The sequence below is a fragment of the Planomonospora sp. ID82291 genome (genome assembly GCF_015711645.1).
GTDB lineage: Bacteria > Actinomycetota > Actinomycetes > Streptosporangiales > Streptosporangiaceae > Planomonospora.
In genome coordinates this window covers 711,904-728,261 of record NZ_JABTEX010000003.1, presented here as the reverse complement: position 1 = coordinate 728,261, position 16,358 = coordinate 711,904, and the positions used below count along the sequence as shown (strand labels likewise).

The 16,358-nt window shown below is 74.3% G+C and carries 12 protein-coding genes and 1 pseudogene; 7 read left to right on the top strand and 6 right to left on the bottom strand.

Annotated elements, in window-relative coordinates; all coding sequences use genetic code 11:
• Window positions 1-188 precede the first annotated feature (188 nt).
• From HS045_RS22500 to HS045_RS22490, 3 genes are all read left to right on the top strand, one after another.
• A complete protein-coding gene (locus HS045_RS22500; RefSeq protein ID WP_196453403.1) occupies window positions 189-644 on the top strand; it encodes a hypothetical protein in 456 nt (151 codons plus the stop codon).
• A gap of 146 nt (window positions 645-790) precedes the next feature.
• Window positions 791-2,977, top strand: coding sequence for an McrB family protein (locus HS045_RS22495; RefSeq protein ID WP_196453402.1), 2,187 nt, complete (start codon window positions 791-793; stop codon window positions 2,975-2,977).
• Window positions 2,974-4,200 (top strand): McrC family protein, encoded by a 1,227-nt coding sequence (locus tag HS045_RS22490; protein WP_196453401.1) that lies wholly within the window; start codon window positions 2,974-2,976, stop codon window positions 4,198-4,200. Before HS045_RS22495 ends, HS045_RS22490 begins: the two co-directional genes overlap by 4 nt.
• A 68-nt stretch (window positions 4,201-4,268) precedes the next feature.
• Here HS045_RS22490 and HS045_RS22485 read toward each other — a convergent pair whose 3' ends face one another.
• Window positions 4,269-5,276: an SEC-C metal-binding domain-containing protein gene (locus HS045_RS22485; protein ID WP_196453400.1), complete on the bottom strand. Its 1,008-nt coding sequence runs from the start codon at window positions 5,274-5,276 to the stop codon at window positions 4,269-4,271.
• A gap of 99 nt (window positions 5,277-5,375) precedes the next feature.
• Here HS045_RS22485 and HS045_RS22480 point away from each other — a divergent pair, with 99 nt between their 5' ends.
• Together HS045_RS22480 and HS045_RS22475 are read left to right on the top strand one after the other, a co-directional pair.
• Window positions 5,376-6,647, top strand: a complete 1,272-nt coding sequence (locus HS045_RS22480; RefSeq protein ID WP_196453399.1) for a winged helix DNA-binding domain-containing protein — start codon at window positions 5,376-5,378, stop codon at window positions 6,645-6,647.
• Between the two features lie 99 nt (window positions 6,648-6,746).
• Entirely contained in the window at window positions 6,747-7,433 is a 687-nt protein-coding gene (locus HS045_RS22475; protein ID WP_196453398.1) for an alpha/beta fold hydrolase, read from the top strand.
• 121 nt (window positions 7,434-7,554) lie between these two features.
• Here HS045_RS22475 and HS045_RS22470 read toward each other — a convergent pair whose 3' ends face one another.
• The 3 genes from HS045_RS22470 to HS045_RS22460 all read right to left on the bottom strand — a co-directional run bounded on the left by HS045_RS22470 (window position 7,555) and on the right by HS045_RS22460 (window position 12,574).
• Complete coding sequence (locus HS045_RS22470; protein WP_196453397.1) at window positions 7,555-9,006, bottom strand: hypothetical protein; 1,452 nt, start codon at window positions 9,004-9,006, stop codon at window positions 7,555-7,557.
• A 393-nt stretch (window positions 9,007-9,399) separates the two neighbouring features.
• Window positions 9,400-11,019 (bottom strand): amidohydrolase, encoded by a 1,620-nt coding sequence (locus HS045_RS22465; protein ID WP_196453396.1) that lies wholly within the window; start codon window positions 11,017-11,019, stop codon window positions 9,400-9,402.
• A 154-nt stretch (window positions 11,020-11,173) separates the two neighbouring features.
• The gene (locus tag HS045_RS22460; protein ID WP_196453395.1) at window positions 11,174-12,574 is read right to left on the bottom strand and encodes an FAD-binding oxidoreductase; all 1,401 of its coding nucleotides are present in this window, start codon (window positions 12,572-12,574) and stop codon (window positions 11,174-11,176) included.
• Between the two features lie 168 nt (window positions 12,575-12,742).
• Here HS045_RS22460 and HS045_RS22455 point away from each other — a divergent pair, with 168 nt between their 5' ends.
• Entirely contained in the window at window positions 12,743-13,777 is a 1,035-nt protein-coding gene (locus tag HS045_RS22455) for a GNAT family N-acetyltransferase (RefSeq protein ID WP_196453394.1), read from the top strand.
• A gap of 413 nt (window positions 13,778-14,190) precedes the next feature.
• Here HS045_RS22455 and HS045_RS34845 read toward each other — a convergent pair.
• Window positions 14,191-14,605: pseudogene (locus tag HS045_RS34845) on the bottom strand (Clp protease N-terminal domain-containing protein); the annotation flags it as partial.
• A 163-nt stretch (window positions 14,606-14,768) separates the two neighbouring features.
• Between HS045_RS34845 and add the strand changes: the two are divergent.
• On the top strand, window positions 14,769-15,779 hold the full coding sequence (gene add / locus HS045_RS22445; protein ID WP_196453392.1) for an adenosine deaminase: 1,011 nt from the start codon (window positions 14,769-14,771) through the stop codon (window positions 15,777-15,779).
• 119 nt (window positions 15,780-15,898) lie between these two features.
• On the opposite strand, the gene HS045_RS22440 is transcribed toward add, so the two are convergent.
• A complete protein-coding gene (locus HS045_RS22440) occupies window positions 15,899-16,306 on the bottom strand; it encodes a nuclear transport factor 2 family protein (protein WP_196453391.1) in 408 nt (135 codons plus the stop codon).
• Window positions 16,307-16,358: the final 52 nt, after the last annotated feature.

Genomic DNA, 16,358 nt, shown 5'->3' with positions numbered 1-16,358 from the left:
GAACGACCGAGCTCCTCTGAGGGTGGTTCTTGGTTTCAAGGAGTGCACAGCGTGACGGGTGACGGTCGGGGACCGCTGAAGAGCCTACCGTGACGTTCCGGGGTGGCTGCTTCCGCTGCCGTTCGCGGGGTGGCCGGATTCCGCGCCCCGGATCTTCCGGAAGATCGCACGAATGAGAAGATCGCCGCATGACTGTTCGGACCGGGCGTTGGATCGCCTGGGCGGCGATCGGCTGGACGTCGCTCTACGTCGTGTCCAAGGTCCACTTCGCTCTCGAAGGGCGCCTCGGCGTCACCGGGGGTCCCCGGGTGGCCCCGGAGGAGTACCTCGGCTATGGATCCGGACAGGTCGCACTGGCCCAGTGGGGCAACGCCGCGTCCGGCCTGATCATCATCTCCCTGCTGGTGGTCTCCCTGGCGCCGGTTCGGCGGTTGCTGTGGCGGCGGACGCTGCTGGTGCTGCTGTGGGTGTGTGCGGCGATGGCGGCCGCGGGAGCGGTGGGCATGACGGGCGGTGCCCTGCTCTCGGACCGCGGTGGTGCGCTCTTCGGTGCTTACTGCGTCGTGTGGGCCGTTCTCCTCGGCCTGGCCGCCCTCGCTTTCCACCGCCGTGGCCGGGCGCCGTCGGCACGGGACACCGAGTGAGCGGACGCGGCCGGGCGGCGAACCTCCTTCGCGGCACGCCTCCCGTCCGACCAGCTGCCTGGTTCGAACCACGCCTTGGTGTGTCGCGCGCCATCTCGTAGGGTACTCATGACCGAACGCTGAGTGACCGACGAGATGGAGGGCTGATGGGTGCCGAACGGCATGCGATCGTCTGCACCGCCGCGCAGAAGGTGTTCAGGACCGGGATCCTCACCGGCCGGTCGGCCTTCGCGCCGGAGCTGGAAGCCTGGACCCTCCCGGCCGCGCGGGAGCTGCTCCACCGGTTCGTCGAGAACTACGACGGCTCGACGGACGAGTTCCTGGTCAAGCTCAAACGCCAGATCTCGGACGCCTCGGACGAGGCCGTCGTGCTCGCGGCCGAGCTGCTGTACGTCAACCTGGTGCCGCTGAACGCCGGGACGGTCGGCCAGGACCGCAAGTTCGAGATCATCGAGACCGTCCTGTCGTGGACGCCCCGCCGGGCCGCGATCCCCGCCGACCTCGCCGAGGCCGCCTCCACCGGCTCCATCAAGGGAGGGCAGGCGTTCCTCAACTACCGCTGGGCGCAGTTCGCCTTCCTCATCCGGGTCACTGTACGGCTGCTGGAGTCGACGCCCGCGGAGCGGGAGCGTCTGCTGGGCGACCCGTGGGCCTTCCGCGACCTGGCCCAGGCGGTGTTCGCCGACCACGATGGCAAGTACCGCGCCCGGTCCCAGCTGCACATCCTGCTCTTCCTGCTCTTCCCCGGCACCTACGAGCCCATCGCCAGCGAGCGGCACAAGCAACTGATCCGCGACGCTTTCGCCGATCGCCTCGCCGGGCCCGCCGGGGACGTCGACCGCGACCTCGCCGAGATCCGCAGGAGGCTGGAGCAGGAGAGCGGCCGCCCGGTCGGCTTCTACGCCGAACCCTGGCGGTCGAAGTGGCACCCTCCGGAGCGGCCCCGTCCGCAGAAGGGCTGGTTAGTGCGGGGCGCCAACGTGAAGGATGTCAACGTCATCCCCCGCTGGCTGGAGGAGGGGTTCTGCTCCGTCGCCTGGGCCGAGGCCGACGAGATCCCCGCCGGGGCCTCCCGGGAGGAGATCGGAGCCGTGGTCACCAAGGCGTACCCGGACGCCGTGAACGAGAGCAGGTCCGCCCACGTGCGCCAGCTCTCGCGGTTCCTCACCGAGATGCAGCCCGGTGACCTCGTCGCCACCGTGGACGGGGACACCGTCTACGTCGGGAAGGTCACCGGCGACGCCTTCTACGACGACACCGACGGCCGTGACCTGGCACGGCGGCGGCCGGTCGAGTGGAGTACTGAGAGCCCACTGAGCCGGCGCCGGTTGTCCGAGGCGGCCCAGGCGCGGCTGCGCGACCGCCGCACGGTCGTCGACCTCACCCGGGTGATGGCCGAGCTGGCGGCCGAGGCCGGCCTGGACGACGAGGTCACCGACGACGTCAAGATCGTCGACGAGACGCAGCCGCTGGTGGTCCCGGAGATCACGACCGCGTTCGCGGCCAAGCTGTTGATGCCGCATGACTGGCTGCGGGAGACCGCCGACCTGCTGGCGGCCAAACGCCAGCTCATCCTCTACGGCCCGCCCGGCACCGGGAAGACCTTCCTCGCCACCCGCCTCGCCGAGGAACTGGCCGGTCCCGAACGCACCGACCTGGTCCAGTTCCACCCCTCCTACGGCTACGAGGACTTCGTCGAGGGCTTCCGCCCCCGCCCGGCGGAGAACGGCACGATCGGCTTCGAGCTGGTCCCGGGCCCGTTCAAGCGGGCCGTCGAGGCGGCCGAGGCCGAACCGGGCAGGCCCTTCGTGCTGGTCATCGACGAGATCAACCGGGCGGACCTGGCCAAGGTCTTCGGCGAGCTGTACTTCCTGCTGGAGTACCGCAACCGGGAGATCAGCCTGCAGTACTCCCCGCACGAGAAGTTCAAGCTGCCGGAGAACGTGTTCGTCATCGGCACGATGAACACCGTCGACCGCTCGGTGGCGCTCGTCGACGCGGCCATGCGCCGCCGTTTCGCGTTCCGCGCGCTCGCCCCCGACCGGCCGCCCGTCGACGGCCTGCTCCGCCGCTGGCTGACCGAGAAGAACCTCCCCGACACCTCCGCCCGCCTGCTCGACGAGGTCAACCGCCGCCTCGCCGACCCCGACCGGGCGGTCGGCCCGTCCTACCTGATGACCCGCCAGGCCGCGCACCGGCGCGGGCTGGAGCGGATCTGGGCGACCGAGATCCTCCCGCTCCTGGAGGACCAGCTCTACGGGAGCGGCACCGACGTCGAGCAGGAGTACGGCCTGGCCGCGCTCCTGGAGACGCTGGGGATCGACCTGCCGTGAACGCCGCCGGGACACCTGTCGAGACCGTCCCCGTCGTCGAGCTGACCGAGACGTCGTCGGCGGTGCTCCCGCTGACCCCGGCCCAGGTGGCGACGCTGGTCGCGGTCCCCGAGCTCGTCGCCGTCACCCCGGACCGTTCCGGACGGTGGCGGGTGGCCGGGCGGCAGCGAGTCGGGACGGTGCGGCTCGGCACCGGCGACGGCGCGCTGGAACTGCGCCTCCATCCCAAGATCCCGGTCGGCCACCTGCTGGGATTGGTCGGCCACGCGGGCGGCGCCCCGGTCTGGCGGCGGGGCCGGGTCGAGGTCGCCGAGGCCGAGACGCTGGTGGCGGCCGTCGCGGACGCCTTCGCGCGCCTGGCGGAGGAGGCCCTGAACGGCGGGGTGCTGCACGGTTACGTCCACCGGGAGGAGGCGCTCACCGTGGTGCGCGGCCGCGTCCGCACCGGCGCCCAGCTCGGTCGCAGGCTCGGCATGCCCGTGCCGCTGGAGGTGGCCTTCGACGACCACACCGCTGACATCGCGGAGAACCGCATCCTGCTCGGCGCCCTGGAGCGGCTACGGAGCGTCCCCGGTGTCACCGCCGCCACGGCCGGGCTTCTGCGCCATCTCGCGGCCCGCCTGATCGGCGTCGTCCCGGTCCGCCCCGGCGCCCCGCTCCCGAGCTGGCGGGCCACCCGGCTCAACGAGCGGTACGTGCCCGCCCTGCGCTTCGCCGAGCTGGTCCTCGCCGGATCGTCGCTCCAGCAGGCCGGGCGTCCCGCCGTACGGATCAACGGGTTCGTCCTCGACCTGGCCCAGGTCTTCGAACGCTTCCTCACCGCCCGGTTGCGCGACCTGCTGACGCCGTACGGCGTGCGTTGCGAGGCCCAGCGGGGGAGCCACCGTCTGGACCGGAGCGGGCGGGTGCGGTTCCGGCCCGACATCATCGCCCACCGCCGCGGCCGGCCGGTGACCGTGGTCGACGCCAAGTACCAGGTGATGGAAGGGGACCCGCCCGCCGGGCACCTGTTCCAGATGATCTCCTACTGCACCGCCCTCGGCCTGGACCACGGGCACCTCGTCTACGCCGCGGGGAAGGCGCCCGCCGGGCCGTACCGCATCACCGGTTCCGGCATCACCGTCACCGCGCACGTCCTCGACCTCGGAGCGCCGCCCGAACGGCTCGACCGGGAGGCGCGGGAACTCGCGGAGCGGATCGCTTTCACAGGGCCGAGCGGGTGAACGGCGACCGCGCCGAGGCGTTGCGACCACGGCGGGACACTCCCGCGCCTCCCGTTCCTGACCGGAGCTCAGGAGGGGGAGGCGAAGCCCCGGGGGCGGCAGCACTGCTTGTACTTGCGGCCGGAGCCGCACCAGCAGGGGGCGTTGCGCTCGGGTGGCCAGGGCACCAGGTCGGCGTCCGGGCCGCGGCTCTCGGCGTAGGCCAGAACCGTGTCCGCGTCGGGCCGCCCGCCGGCCCGCTCCGCGAAGGACGCGAAGTCCTCGAACGAGCAGCGGAGCAGGGCGACCCGGACGTCCAGCTCCCCGGCCTCCAGGGCGCCGGTCTCCACCTCCGCCCGGTGCGCGTCCCAGTCCGCCCCCTCGGACTCCGCCAGTGACGGCCAGCGGCCGAGGAGGCGCTCGAAGTCGGCCCGGGGCCAGAACGGTTCGACGTCCGTCGTGGCGCGGTCGTGGTCGTCCGCCTCCAGGTCGTAGCCGCCTGTCCCCAGACCGTGGTCCTCGGCGAGGAGACGCCGCACCGCCGACGGCTCCGGCGGGGGAGCCTCGTCGGGAAACCCCATGGCCCGCCGTACCCGGCCGACCGCCGTGCCCAGCTGCTCGGTGCCGAAGCCGTCCCCGGCGTCGCGGGACCGGGCCTCGCCGGAGGCGAAGAGCTTCAGCGCGCCCGCGAGGTCGCCGGTCTCCTCGACGGACTCGCCGTAGATCTCGTAGGCGCTCCAGTCGTCCCGGCCGGCCCGCCGCACCTCCTGGAAGACCTCGGCGGCCTCGTCGGTCCGGCCGAGCTTGACCAGCAGCGCCGCGATCCAGGCCTTCGGCTCGGTCCGGTCGTCGCGGATGCCCTCGGCGTCGGCCCGCCGCAGGGTGGCCAGCGCCTCCTCCAGGCGGCCGAAGTCCTCCAGGACCCCGCTCACCGCGACCATGGCGAAGGCGGGTTCGAAGTCGTCGTCGCGGCGGGAGGGATCGTCCACGGCCGCGAGCAGGCGGGCGACCACCGGGTCGGGGGAGCCTGCCTTGAGGGCGTCGGGCAGGGCGAACTCGATGTCGCCGAGCGATACGAGGTCGTTCTTCGCGGGCATGCGGAGACCTTACGCTCCGGTCGGCGCGCGGGCCTGCCGTATCGGAGAAGCCGCCCGTACCTGTCGCCGGCTGTCAGGTACGGGCGGCACGATGGGGGCATGGAGACCCTGACGGCACGGCGGCTCGGCCGCGCGACGCTGGCCCGGCAGATGCTGCTCGCCCGGGAGGAGGGCGACGTCGTCACGGCGGTGGAGCGGCTCGGCGGCATGCAGGCGCAGGAGCCCCGGCACCCCTTCACCGGCCTGTGGACGCGGTTGGAGGGCTTCCGCCGCGAGGACCTGCACCGGGCGCTGCACGAGCGCGCCGTGGTCCGCGCCACGATGATGCGGGCCACGCTGCACCTGGTGAGCGCGGCCGACTACGCGAGGTTCCGGCCGGTCCTGGCGCCGTCGCTCGCCGCCGCCCTGCGCGGGCGCGGCGAGCTGACCGCCGGGCTGGACCTCGGCGCGCTGCTGCCCGTCGCCCGCGCCGTCCTCGCCGAGGGGCCGCGGGACTTCACCGAGCTGCGCGCCCTGCTCCAGCGGCACTTCCCCGAGGTCGACGAGCGCGCGCTGGGCTACGCCGTACGGATGAGCCTGCCCCTGGCCATGGTCCCCACCGAGGACCGCTGGGCCTTCCCGCCCGCCGCGAAGTTCGCCCTGGCCGAGGAGCTGCTGGACGTCCCGTGTGATGCCCTGTCCGACAGGCTGCCGGGCGCCGCGCCCGACATGCTGCCGGGTGCTCTGTCCGACATGCTGTCGGGTGCCGCGCCCGACGCTCCGCCCGACGCTCCGCCCGACGCTCCGCCGGATGCCGCGCCTGGTACGGAGACCGGGAGGACCGAGGAGCCGGGGGAGCCGGGGGACCCGGCAGGGGAGCTGGTGCTGCGCTACCTGGCGGCCTTCGGCCCGGCCACCGCCGCCGACGCGCAGACCTGGACCGGGCTGAAGGGGCTGCGCGCCGTACTGGACGGGCTCCGCCCCCGGCTGGCCGTCTTCCGCGACGAGAAGGGCAGGGAGCTGTTCGACCTGCCCGGCGCCCCGCGCCCGGACGAGGACACGCCGGCCCCGGCGCGCTTCCTGCCCGACTTCGACAGCCTGGTGCTCGCCCACGCCGACCGCACCCGGCTGATGGCAGAGGAGTACCGCGGGCGCGTCACCACCAAGAACCTCCGGGTGCGGGCCGTCTTCCTGTGGGACGGCACCGTCCGCGGCACCTGGCAGGCGGAGGTCGGGCGGAAGGCGGCCGTGCTGCGGCTGACCCCCTTCGAGCCGCTGCCGCGGGAGGCGCTCTCCGGGCTGACCGCGGAGGGGGAGGAGCTGCTGCGCTTCCTGGAGCCGGACGCCGCCGCGCCGCGCGGGGTCGTCATCGAGTCGGGAGGCGCGGGATGAACGGACAGCAGAATGTCCGGGGCAGGTTCTAGTCTGACGTCCTGCCCGGGCCCCGCGGGCGGGACCTCGCCGGAACGCGCCGAAGGAAAAGGACTGATCATGGACATCCTGCTCATCGCCGGACTGTGGCTCGACGGATCGGCGTGGAGCGACGTCGCGGCCGAACTCGAGGCGCTCGGCCACCGCCCCGTGCCGGTCGCCCTGCCCGGGCAGGGCGACGGATCGGCCTCGGCCACCCTGGACGACCAGGTGGCGGCCGTGCTCTCCGCCGTGGACTCGGCGGCCGGAGCGCCCATGGTGGTGGGGCATTCCGCCGCGTGCACCCTGGCCTGGCTGGCGGCCGACGCGCGCCCGGAGCGGGTCGCCAAGGTCGCGCTCGTCGGCGGCTTCCCGGCCGCCGACGGGCAGGCCTACGCCGACTTCTTCGCGCTGGAGGACGGCGTGATGCCCTTCCCCGGCTGGGGTCCGTTCGAAGGACCGGACTCCGCCGACCTCGGTGAGGAGGCCCGGCGGGAGTTCGCGTCCGCGGCGCTTCCCGTCCCCGCCGGGGTGGCGCAGGGCGTGGTGCGCCTGACGGACGAGCGGCGGTTCGCCGTCCCCGTCCTCGTCGTGTGCCCCGAGTTCACCCCCGCCCAGGCCCGGGAGTGGATCGCCGCCGGTGACGTGCCCGAGCTGGCCAGGGCCAAGAACCTCGAATTCGTGGACCTCGACGCGGGCCACTGGCCCATGATCACCAAGCCGGCCGAGCTGGCGCGGCTTCTGGCCGCGGCGGTCCCCGAGGCCTGACACCGCTGCCGGTGCCGGGCCGCGTGACGCGCCCGCACCGGCCGCACCGCCCGCACCGTCCGCGGGGGTGCGGTGAGCGAGCGGACACGCTGCAGCCCGTCGCCGCGCCGGTCCGGGCCGGTCACGGCGCCTCACCGGACAGCCGCCCGGACACGTCGCGGATCGCGTTCTGCAGCCCGGCGTCGCCCGGCACCTCCTGGACGAAGTACCACCAGAAACCGCCGCCCAGGCTCCACGGGTAGCCGAGCGCGGCGGCGTAGTAGTGCCCGGCCAGCGCCCGGCGGGCCGCCGCGGTGTCGGCGGCGTCGAACGCCCAGTACGCCTTGGTGGTGTCGGCGCTCCAGTAGCCGAGCTCGCCCAGCGCGATCCTCTGCTCCGGGAACTCCGCGTGCAGGGCGTTCATCACCTGGTCGAAGGCGAGCCCCAGCGGCGCGTCCTCGGCGTAGACCGAGAGCGCCACCACGTCGACGTCCTCGCGGACGGCGGCGGGCAGGTTCTCCCTGGCCCAGGTGAAGACGGACCACCGGGCGGCGTCGGTGCCCAGCTGCCAGTAGAGCGTCACGACGACCTTGGCCTGCGGCCGGACCGCGCGCACGTAGGCGGCCGCGTCGGCGATCTTGTTGGTGATCCGGTCGTCGTCCGCGACCGGCCGCTGGCCCGTGCAGCCGCCGTCCACCCAGCAGCCGTTGACCTCGTTGCCCACCTCCCACGCCTCGATCTCCGGGTAGGCGTCGACGTAGGCCTTCACCCTGGCCAGGTAGGCGGCGCGGGTGTTCTCCCGGGCGAAGGCCGAGTCCAGCGGCTGGCCGAGCACCTTCAGCCCGGCGGCGCGGGCGGCCCGCACCGCGGCCCGGTAGTGCCCGGGGTCACCGCGGTCCTCGTCCGGCTCGAAGACGATCCGCACCCAGCCGTCCGGCCCGGTCAGCCAGCGCGCCAGCTCCGGCCGCCCGCGGTGCCCGGCGACCTCGGTCACGGTCAGGCCCGTCCAGGTCTCCGCGCCGCGGGCCGCCGCGGAGGCGGGGCCGTACTCGCCGAGCATCAGGTCGTTCGCGGTGTGCAGGGCGTCCAGCGCGCGCTGGCCGTGGCCGCCCCGCTCGGCGTCGGAGGCCGCGGCGCGGGCCCGGTCCAGTTCGGCGGCGGCCGCGGCGTAGGCGCGCTCGAACGCCGCCGAGCGCCGGTAGCCGCTCCGTACGGCCAGCGCCGCGTCGAGCCTGCGCCGGGCGTCCAGCGCCGCCTGGTGGTTGAAGACGACGGTCCCGCGGCCGGTGAAACCGGTCCCGCCGTTGTCCAGGATCACGGTGGAGTAGCCGCGCGAGGTCGGCCAGTTGACGGCGAAGGCCACCGCCCGGTCCGGGACGTCGAACCGCCAGCGGCCGGGCGGGTCCCCGGCGTACAGCGGCCACTCCCGCACGACCTGCAGGGTCGCCGGGTCGAGCAGCGCGTCGCTGTCGGAGCCGCCGCTGCCGTGCATCACCTTCTTGACGGCCGCGCCGGTCAGCTCGGCGCCCTTCCCGGCGGCGTCGTAGAACTTCAGGACGACGGTCTCGTCGCCGGTGCGGGTGGACGACAGCATGACCCCCGCGACGAGGAGGAGCAGGACGGCGAGGAGCGAGGGCAGGCCGAACCGCCGTGCTCCTCCGCCCGCACCGCGCAGCGGTCCCGGCCGGGCCCTTCCGCGTGCACTCCGCAGGAATCCCGGCCGCGCACGTCCGTCCGTGCGCCGCAGGGATCCCGGCCGGGCGTCCCTGCCCGCGCTCCGCAGGAATCCCGGCCGCGCACCTCCGCCCGCGCGCCTGCGGTGCCGGGGCGTGCCGGAGGTCCCCACGGCCTGCTCGGGGCGGGCGGGGGGATGCGGAGAGCGGTGTTCGCGCATGCACGTCTGTTTCCGGGGGCGACGGTTGCCGATGCATGCTATGCGTTAATGACTGTTTGTCCTATTCGGTGTTGTTCTCCGCGTGCAGGCGGGTCAGTGCACCTGCTCGCCGCCGACGAAGGTCATGGCCGCCTTCGTGCGCCAGATGTCCTCCGGCGGCCCGGCGAACGGGTCGCGGTCCAGCACCACGAGGTCGGCGCGGTTGCCGGGGGCGATCGTGCCCGCCTCGTCGTCGTGGTCGATCCACGCCGACCCGGCCGTGTAGGCGGTCAGCGCGGTGGCCAGGTCGAGCGCCTGCCCCGGCAGGAACGGCGTCTGCGCCGTCGGGTAGTCCGCGTGCACCGAGCCGCCCGGCTCGGTGCGGTTGACCGCCACGTGCATGCCCTGGAGCGGGTCGGCGTTGGAGACCGGCCAGTCGCTGCCGGCGCAGAACCGGGTCCCCGCGCGCAGCAGGTCGGCGAAGGGGTACTGCCACGACGAGCGCTCCTCGCCCAGGAAGGGGAGGGTCAGCTCGTCCATCTGCGCGTGGTGGGTGGCCCACAGCGGCTGCAGGTTGGCGGTGACGCCGAGCCGGGCGAAGCGCGGCACGTCGGCCGGGGTGACGATCTGCAGGTGCGCGATGTGGTGGCGGCGGTCGAGCCGGGTGGCCGGGTCGGTGCCCTCCAGCGCGTCCAGCGCCTCGCGCACCGCCCGCTCGCCGATCGCGTGGAAGTGCACCTGGAAGCCGTGCCGGTCCAGCGCGGCGACGTATCCCTTCAGCGCCTCGGGATCGACGTAGGACAGGCCCGTCCCGCCGCAGCGGCAGTAGGGCTCGATCACCGCGGCGGTGAAGTTCTCGGCGATGCCGTCCTGCATGATCTTCACGGAGGTCGCCCGGAACGTCTCCAGGCCCTCGGCGGCCCTGCGCCGCTCCAGCAGCTCGCCGATCTGCTCGGCGCCGCGCGTCCGGTCCCACCACAGCGCGCCGACCACGCGGGCCTTCAGCCTCCCGGAGGACGCGGCGGAGACGTAGGTCGGCAGCTGGTCGTCCGATCCGGCGTAGGAGCCGACGATCGCGTCCTGCCAGCCGGTGATCCCCAGGGAGAACAGGTGGGACTGGGCCGCCAGCAGCGCCTCCAGCAGGTCCCGCCCGGTCGGGCGCGGGGTGAGCAGGCCCACCAGGTCCATCGCGCCCTCGTGCAGCACGCCGCTCGGCGTGCCGTCGGCGTCGCGCTCGATCCGGCCGTCGGCAGGGTCGGGGGTGTCGCGGGTGATCCCGGCGATCTCCAGGGCCCGGCCGTTCACCCAGGCGGCGTGGTGGTCGCGCTGGATCAGGTAGGCGGGCCGGTCCAGGAAGTCGAGCTGCGCGCGGTGCGGCAGGCCGCCGGGGAAGGCCGACATGTCCCAGCCGCCGCCGTCGATCCACTCCCGGTCCGGATGGGCCGCGGCGTAGCCGGAGATCCTCTCCAGGTACTCCGGGAGACCGTAGACCCCCGACAGGTCGCACCTGGCCCGCTCCAGCCCGGCCTGGACCGGGTGCAGGTGGGCGTCGGTGATCCCCGGGATCAGCAGGCCGCCGCCCAGGTCGACGGTCTCGCAGCGGGGGGCGGCCAGCCGCGCGAGGTCGGCCTCGGCCCCGGCGGCGGCGATCCGCCCGTCGCGGACCAGTACGGCCTCGGCGAAGGAGCCGGCGGCCAGGAAGGCGCGCCCGCCCCGGAAGAGCAGGTCCGTCATGCGTTCACCTCGGAGGTCTCCTGGGGGTCTGCGGTCATCGGGTCGCCGGGTCGGCGACAGGGTCGGCGGCCGCGGTGTCCCGGCGGCGGTGTCGGCCGCCGGGGCCGCGGCGGCGCACGCGGCGGTGTCGGTGGTAGGGGCGGCGGCGGCCGGGTCAGCGGCCGGTGATGGAGTCGGCCAGCCGGGCCAGCACGGAGGTGCGGCCGAGCCCGGTCCGCTCCCGGGCGTCGGCCCGGCGGTACAGGTCGTACATGGTGTGCACCCCGATCCAGCGCAGCGGTTCGATCTCCCAGCTTCGCACCCTGCGGTCCACCCACGGCAGGGAGGCCAGCTCGCTCTCCTCGCGCAGGACGAGGTCCCGCAGCGTACGGCCGGCGAGGTTGGCCGCGGTCACCCCGTGGCCGGTGTAGCCGCCCGCCCAGCCGATCCCGGTGGCGTGGTCCACGTGCACGGTCGCGCACCAGTCGCGCGGCACGCCCAGCACCCCGGACCAGGTGTGCGCCACGCGCGAGGCCCGCACCGCGGGGAACATCTGCGTCAGCAGCTCCCACAGGGCCTCGACCGTCCAGGCGTGCGTGCGCCCCCGGTCGTCCACCCGCGAGCCGTACAGGTACGGCTTGCCGCGACCGCCGAACGCGATCCGCCCGTCGGCGGTCCGCTGGGCGTACATGTAGTAGTGCGCCAGGTCGCCGAGGAGCTCGCAGCCCTCCCAGCCGATCTCGTCCCAGAGCGCGCCCAGCGGCTCGGTGACGATCATCGAGCTGTTCATCGGCAGCCAGGCCCGGTGGTACTGCCGCAGCCCGGCGGTGAACCCCTCGGTGGCCCGGATGACGTACGGCGCGCGGACCGTCCCGTACGGCGTGCGCGCCGTGCGCGGCGCGATCCCGGTCACCGGGGTGCGCTCGAAGACCTCCACGCCGAGCCCCCGCACGGTCTCGGCCAGCCCCCGGACCAGCCTGGCCGGCTGGATCCTGGCGCAGTGCGGGCTCCAGACCGCGCCGACCGCCCCGCTGACCCGCAGGCGGCGCTCCCGCTCGTCCGGCTCCAGCAGCCGCAGGTCGCCCTCGGTCCAGCCCCAGTGGCGCGCGTGGGCGACAAGCTCGTGCAGGCGCCGCTCCTGGGCGGCGTTGGTGGCCACGGTGGTGACGCCGCCCTTGACGACGTCGGCGTCGATCCGCTCGTCCCGGGCGACGGCGACGACCTCGTCGACCGTCTCGAACATCACCCGCTGGAAGCGCCGGGCCGCGTCGTCCCCGTGCGTGCGCGCGTAGCGCTCGGGGGTCCCGGCCAGCTCGCCGACCAGCCAGCCGCCGTTGCGCCCGGACGCGCCGTACCCGGCGAACTCCCTCTCCAGCACGACGACGCGCAGGGCCGGATCGGCCTTCTTCAGGTAGTACGCGGTCCACAGGCCGGTGTAACCGGCGCCGACGATCACCACGTCGGCGTCGCGGTCGCCCTCCAGTGGGGTTCCCGCCTCGGGGACGCCGAGGGAGCGGAACCAGAAGGAGACGTCACCGTTGACGAAGTCATCCGAAAGGGGGACAAGCGTGCTCATGTCCCCACATCCTGCTATATCCGTCAGTCGGGCCGCGCCTCCCGACGGAAACCGTTGCGTAACCGCGTCATGAATGATCTTTGGAGACGTAACGGCGGCCTCACTCCCGCGTAGCAGCGCCGTAACAGGGCTCCGTCAGGCTCTGTGCCAGACGGAAGGAGCGTTCCGATGGGGTTCTTGCGGATTCGTACGACGGTGGACGAGCGGCCGGGACGGCTGGCCTCGCTGGCCGCCGCGCTCGCGGAGAAGGGCGGCAACATCCTCGGCCTGAGCGTCCACCCCGACGCCGACGGCACGGTGGACGAGTTCGTCGCCGAGATCCCCGCCGCCCCCGAGGCCGTGCGGGAGGCGCTGGAGGCGGTCGGCGGGCGCCGGGTCCAGGTGGTGCCGGCCTGCGCCCACGAGCTGACCGACGAGCCCACCCGGGCCCTGCTGCTCGCCTCCCGGCTGCGGACCGCGCCCTGGCGCCTGCCGGAGCTGCTCAAGGAGCTGCTGCGCGCCGACGACGCCCGGTGGGTCTACGGTTCCGACATGAGCGACCTGCCCGACCCGACCCTGCTGACCCTGCCGGTGGCCGCCCGCCGGGCGATCCGGCTGCGCCGCGGCGACCTGCCGTTCACGCTGACCGAGGCCGCCCGCGCCGCCGCGTTCGTCCGGCTGGCCCAGCCCCCGGCCGAGGAGGTCGACCCGGCCGAGCGGTCCGTCAAGCTGGCCGACGGCACCGAGACCGAGATCCGGCCGCTCACCTCCGTCTACCGCGAGGCCGTCCGCGACCTGCACGACCGCTGCTCACCGGAGAGCCGCCGCTTCCGCTACTTCACCGCGATGCCCGCGCTGCCCGAGCGCGTCTTCGACCGGCTCTGCGACCGCGGGCGCGGGCACTCCGTCGTCGCCGGGCGCGACGGGCAGGTGGTCGCGCTGGCCAGCCTGATGTTCACCCCCGACCCCGGGATCGCCGAGATGGCCTTCCTCGTCGAGGACCGCTGGCAGGGCCGGGGGCTGGGCGCCGCCCTGGCCCGGATGCTCGTCGCCGAGGCCCGCGACCTGGGCTTCGCCGAGGTGAGGGCGACGCTGCTCTCCGACAACGTGCGGATGCGCCGGCTCCTGGTCTCGCTCGGCGCGACCCTCGGCTACACCGACGACCCCGGCGTGGTGGAGGCCAGGCTGGCCATAGGCGTGATGGCGACGGCCTCCCCGAGCTGAACCCGTCACCGGCTCCCCTGGTTCGAAGGGAGCTCAGGGCCCTTCGAACCAGGGGGATCACCCCTCCCGCCCGGCCGTGCCCGCCTCCGGCGGCTCCGCCGCGGGCCGCATCCCCGGCTCCGCCGCGGGCCGCATCTCCGGCTCCGCCGTTCCCGTTTCCGCCGCCCCCGCCGCGAGCCGTACCGCCGCCTCCGCCGCCCCGGCCCCCTGCGGTTCCGCCGCGGGCCGCGTCACCGGGCCCTCCGGCCCGTGCGGCCCCTGCGGAGCGCCCAGGGCGTCCAGGCGGCGCCCGATCCGGTCCAGGCTCTCCTGGATCCGGTCCAGCTTCTCGACCAGCGACGGCCCCAGCCCGGTGAGCACCTCCTCGGCGGTGACGAGCCGGCCCCGGTGGCCCCGGCCGCCGAGCACCGCGACCACGTGGGCCCGTACGGCCTCCAGCCGCGCCCCCCGATCGGTCAGCACCCGCGCCGCGAGCCCCTCGCCCTCGCGGATCAGGCCGAGCAGGAGGTGCTCGGTGCCGATGTAGGTGTGGCGCAGGTCGAGCGCCTCCCGCAGCGACAGCTCCAGCACCTTCTTGGCGCGGGGGGTGAACGGGACGTGCCCGGGCGGCGGGTCCGAGCCCCGGCCGACGACCTCCTCGACGTCGCCGCGGACCTGCTCCAGGCCGAGGCCGAAGGACTGCAGCGCGCGGGCCGCGACGCCGCCCTCCTCGCTGAGCAGGCCGAGCAGGACGTGCTCGGTGCCGATGTGGTCGTGGCCGAGCCGCCGGGCCTCCTCCTGGGCCAGGACCACGACACGGCGGGCACGATCGGTGAAGCGCTCGAACACGGAGGGCCTCCGATGGGGGCGTCGAGTTGCTCTTGCCCCCCACTATGCGCCCGTTCCGCCGCCCAGCGGGAGGACCGGCCGATCGGCCTATCCTGACATTCTCATGTGAGATTTATGTCCGATCTCTATCCGGTTGCCGCCCCGGCTGCCTAAGGTCGGCCGCATGACGATCCACGACTTCATCGACGCGCTGCCCAAGGCCGAGCTCCACGTCCACCTCGTCGGCTCGGCGTCGGTGCCCACGGTGCTCGAACTGTCCCGCCGCCACCCCGGCGGCGGGGTGCCGACCACCGAGGAGGAGCTGCGGGCGTTCTACCGGTTCCGCGACTTCGCCGAGTTCGCCGCCGCCTACGGGGCGGTCAACGCCCTGGTCCGCGAGCCCGAGGACGTGGCCACCCTGGTGACGGGCCTGGCCCGGGACCTGGCCGCGCAGAACGGGCGCTACGCCGAGGTGACCGTCACGCCGTACGCCCACCACGTCGTCGGGATGCCGCCGAAGGAGGTCACCGAGGCGCTGGACCTGGCCGCCCGGCGCTCCCTGGACGAGCACGGCGTCCGGATCGGGTACATCTTCGACATCCCCGGCGAGTACGGCGCCGAGGCCGCCCGGGTCACCCTGGACCACGCTCTGCAGAATCCTCCCCGGGCATTGGTAGCTTTCGGCCTGGCGGGGATCGAGCAGGAGCGCGTCCACCACCGCGACGCCTTCCGGGACGCCTTCCGCGCCGCCACGGCCGCCGGCCTGCACAGCGTGCCGCACGCGGGGGAGATGACCGGTCCCGAGACGATCTGGGAGGTCGTCGACCACCTCGGCGCCGAGCGGATCGGCCACGGCATCTCCTGCCTGGACGACCCCCGCCTCGTCGCCCGGCTGCGCGACGAGCGGATCTGGCTGGACGTCTGCCCCGTCTCCAACGTCCGCACCGGCCAGGTCGCCCGGATCGAGGACCACCCGCTCCCGCGCCTGCTGGCCGAGGGCCTGTCCGTCACGCTGGGCAGCGACGACCCGCCGATGTTCGCCACCACGCTGACGAACGAGTACCGCGTCGCCGCCGACGTCTTCGGCCTCGACCGCCCGGCTCTGGCGGTCCTGGCCCGCAACGCCGTCACCGCCTCCTACCTCGACCCCGCGGCCCAGCGCTCCCTGACCGCCGAGATCGACGCCCTGCTCTGAGAGCACCCGGCGGGATGGTCTCCGCCGCGCGTCCGGACCCGGTCTCCGGCTCGCCGACGGGCCCCCGGACCGACCAGGACTCCGCGGCCCGGCCGGCTCCGCGAGGTCGCCGGGGTTCGTCAGCCGCCGAGTGCGGACAGGACGGGTCCCAGGTCCCAGTAGGCGCGCAGCGAGACGATCCGCCCGTCGCCGCCTGCACGGTAGACGAAGACGCCGTCGTAGCCGGCGGAGGCGCCGCTGGGGAAGCGGACGGAGACCGAGGCCACGACCGCTGCCTCATCGCCCGCCGGATGCACCGCGGCGATCTCGAAGCGCACCTCGTTGGCGGCGACGGTGAGATCCCAGAAGCGTTCGAGGGCGGCCGTCCCCCGCAGTCCGGTGCCGTCGGGGTCCAGCGGGGAGCCGCCGACCGGGTCGTGGAGCACGGCGTCCGGCGCGTAGCAGGCGAGCCAGGCGTCCCGGTCGCCGGCGCCGACCGCGCCCATCGCGGTGAGCGCGGCGACGGCCGCCGGGTGGGTGGTGTCCATCGGGTGCCTCCTCAGGAGCCTTCTGCTTGACACGTGTCAAGCTAGGGCTATG

What these genes read in the sequence shown, in the direction of transcription:
- HS045_RS22460 (WP_196453395.1), bottom strand. Translation starts at nt 12,574, where the DNA reads ATGAGCACGCTTGTCCCCCTTTCGGATGACTTCGTCAACGGTGACGTC.
- HS045_RS22500 (WP_196453403.1), top strand. Translation starts at nt 189, where the DNA reads ATGACTGTTCGGACCGGGCGTTGGATCGCCTGGGCGGCGATCGGCTGG.
- add (WP_196453392.1), top strand. Translation starts at nt 14,769, where the DNA reads ATGACGATCCACGACTTCATCGACGCGCTGCCCAAGGCCGAGCTCCAC.
- HS045_RS22480 (WP_196453399.1), top strand. Translation starts at nt 5,376, where the DNA reads ATGGAGACCCTGACGGCACGGCGGCTCGGCCGCGCGACGCTGGCCCGG.
- HS045_RS22465 (WP_196453396.1), bottom strand. Translation starts at nt 11,019, where the DNA reads ATGACGGACCTGCTCTTCCGGGGCGGGCGCGCCTTCCTGGCCGCCGGC.
- HS045_RS22440 (WP_196453391.1), bottom strand. Translation starts at nt 16,306, where the DNA reads ATGGACACCACCCACCCGGCGGCCGTCGCCGCGCTCACCGCGATGGGC.
- HS045_RS22495 (WP_196453402.1), top strand. Translation starts at nt 791, where the DNA reads ATGGGTGCCGAACGGCATGCGATCGTCTGCACCGCCGCGCAGAAGGTG.
- HS045_RS22470 (WP_196453397.1), bottom strand. Translation starts at nt 9,006, where the DNA reads ATGCTGTCGTCCACCCGCACCGGCGACGAGACCGTCGTCCTGAAGTTC.
- HS045_RS22485 (WP_196453400.1), bottom strand. Translation starts at nt 5,276, where the DNA reads ATGCCCGCGAAGAACGACCTCGTATCGCTCGGCGACATCGAGTTCGCC.
- HS045_RS22455 (WP_196453394.1), top strand. Translation starts at nt 12,743, where the DNA reads ATGGGGTTCTTGCGGATTCGTACGACGGTGGACGAGCGGCCGGGACGG.
- HS045_RS22475 (WP_196453398.1), top strand. Translation starts at nt 6,747, where the DNA reads ATGGACATCCTGCTCATCGCCGGACTGTGGCTCGACGGATCGGCGTGG.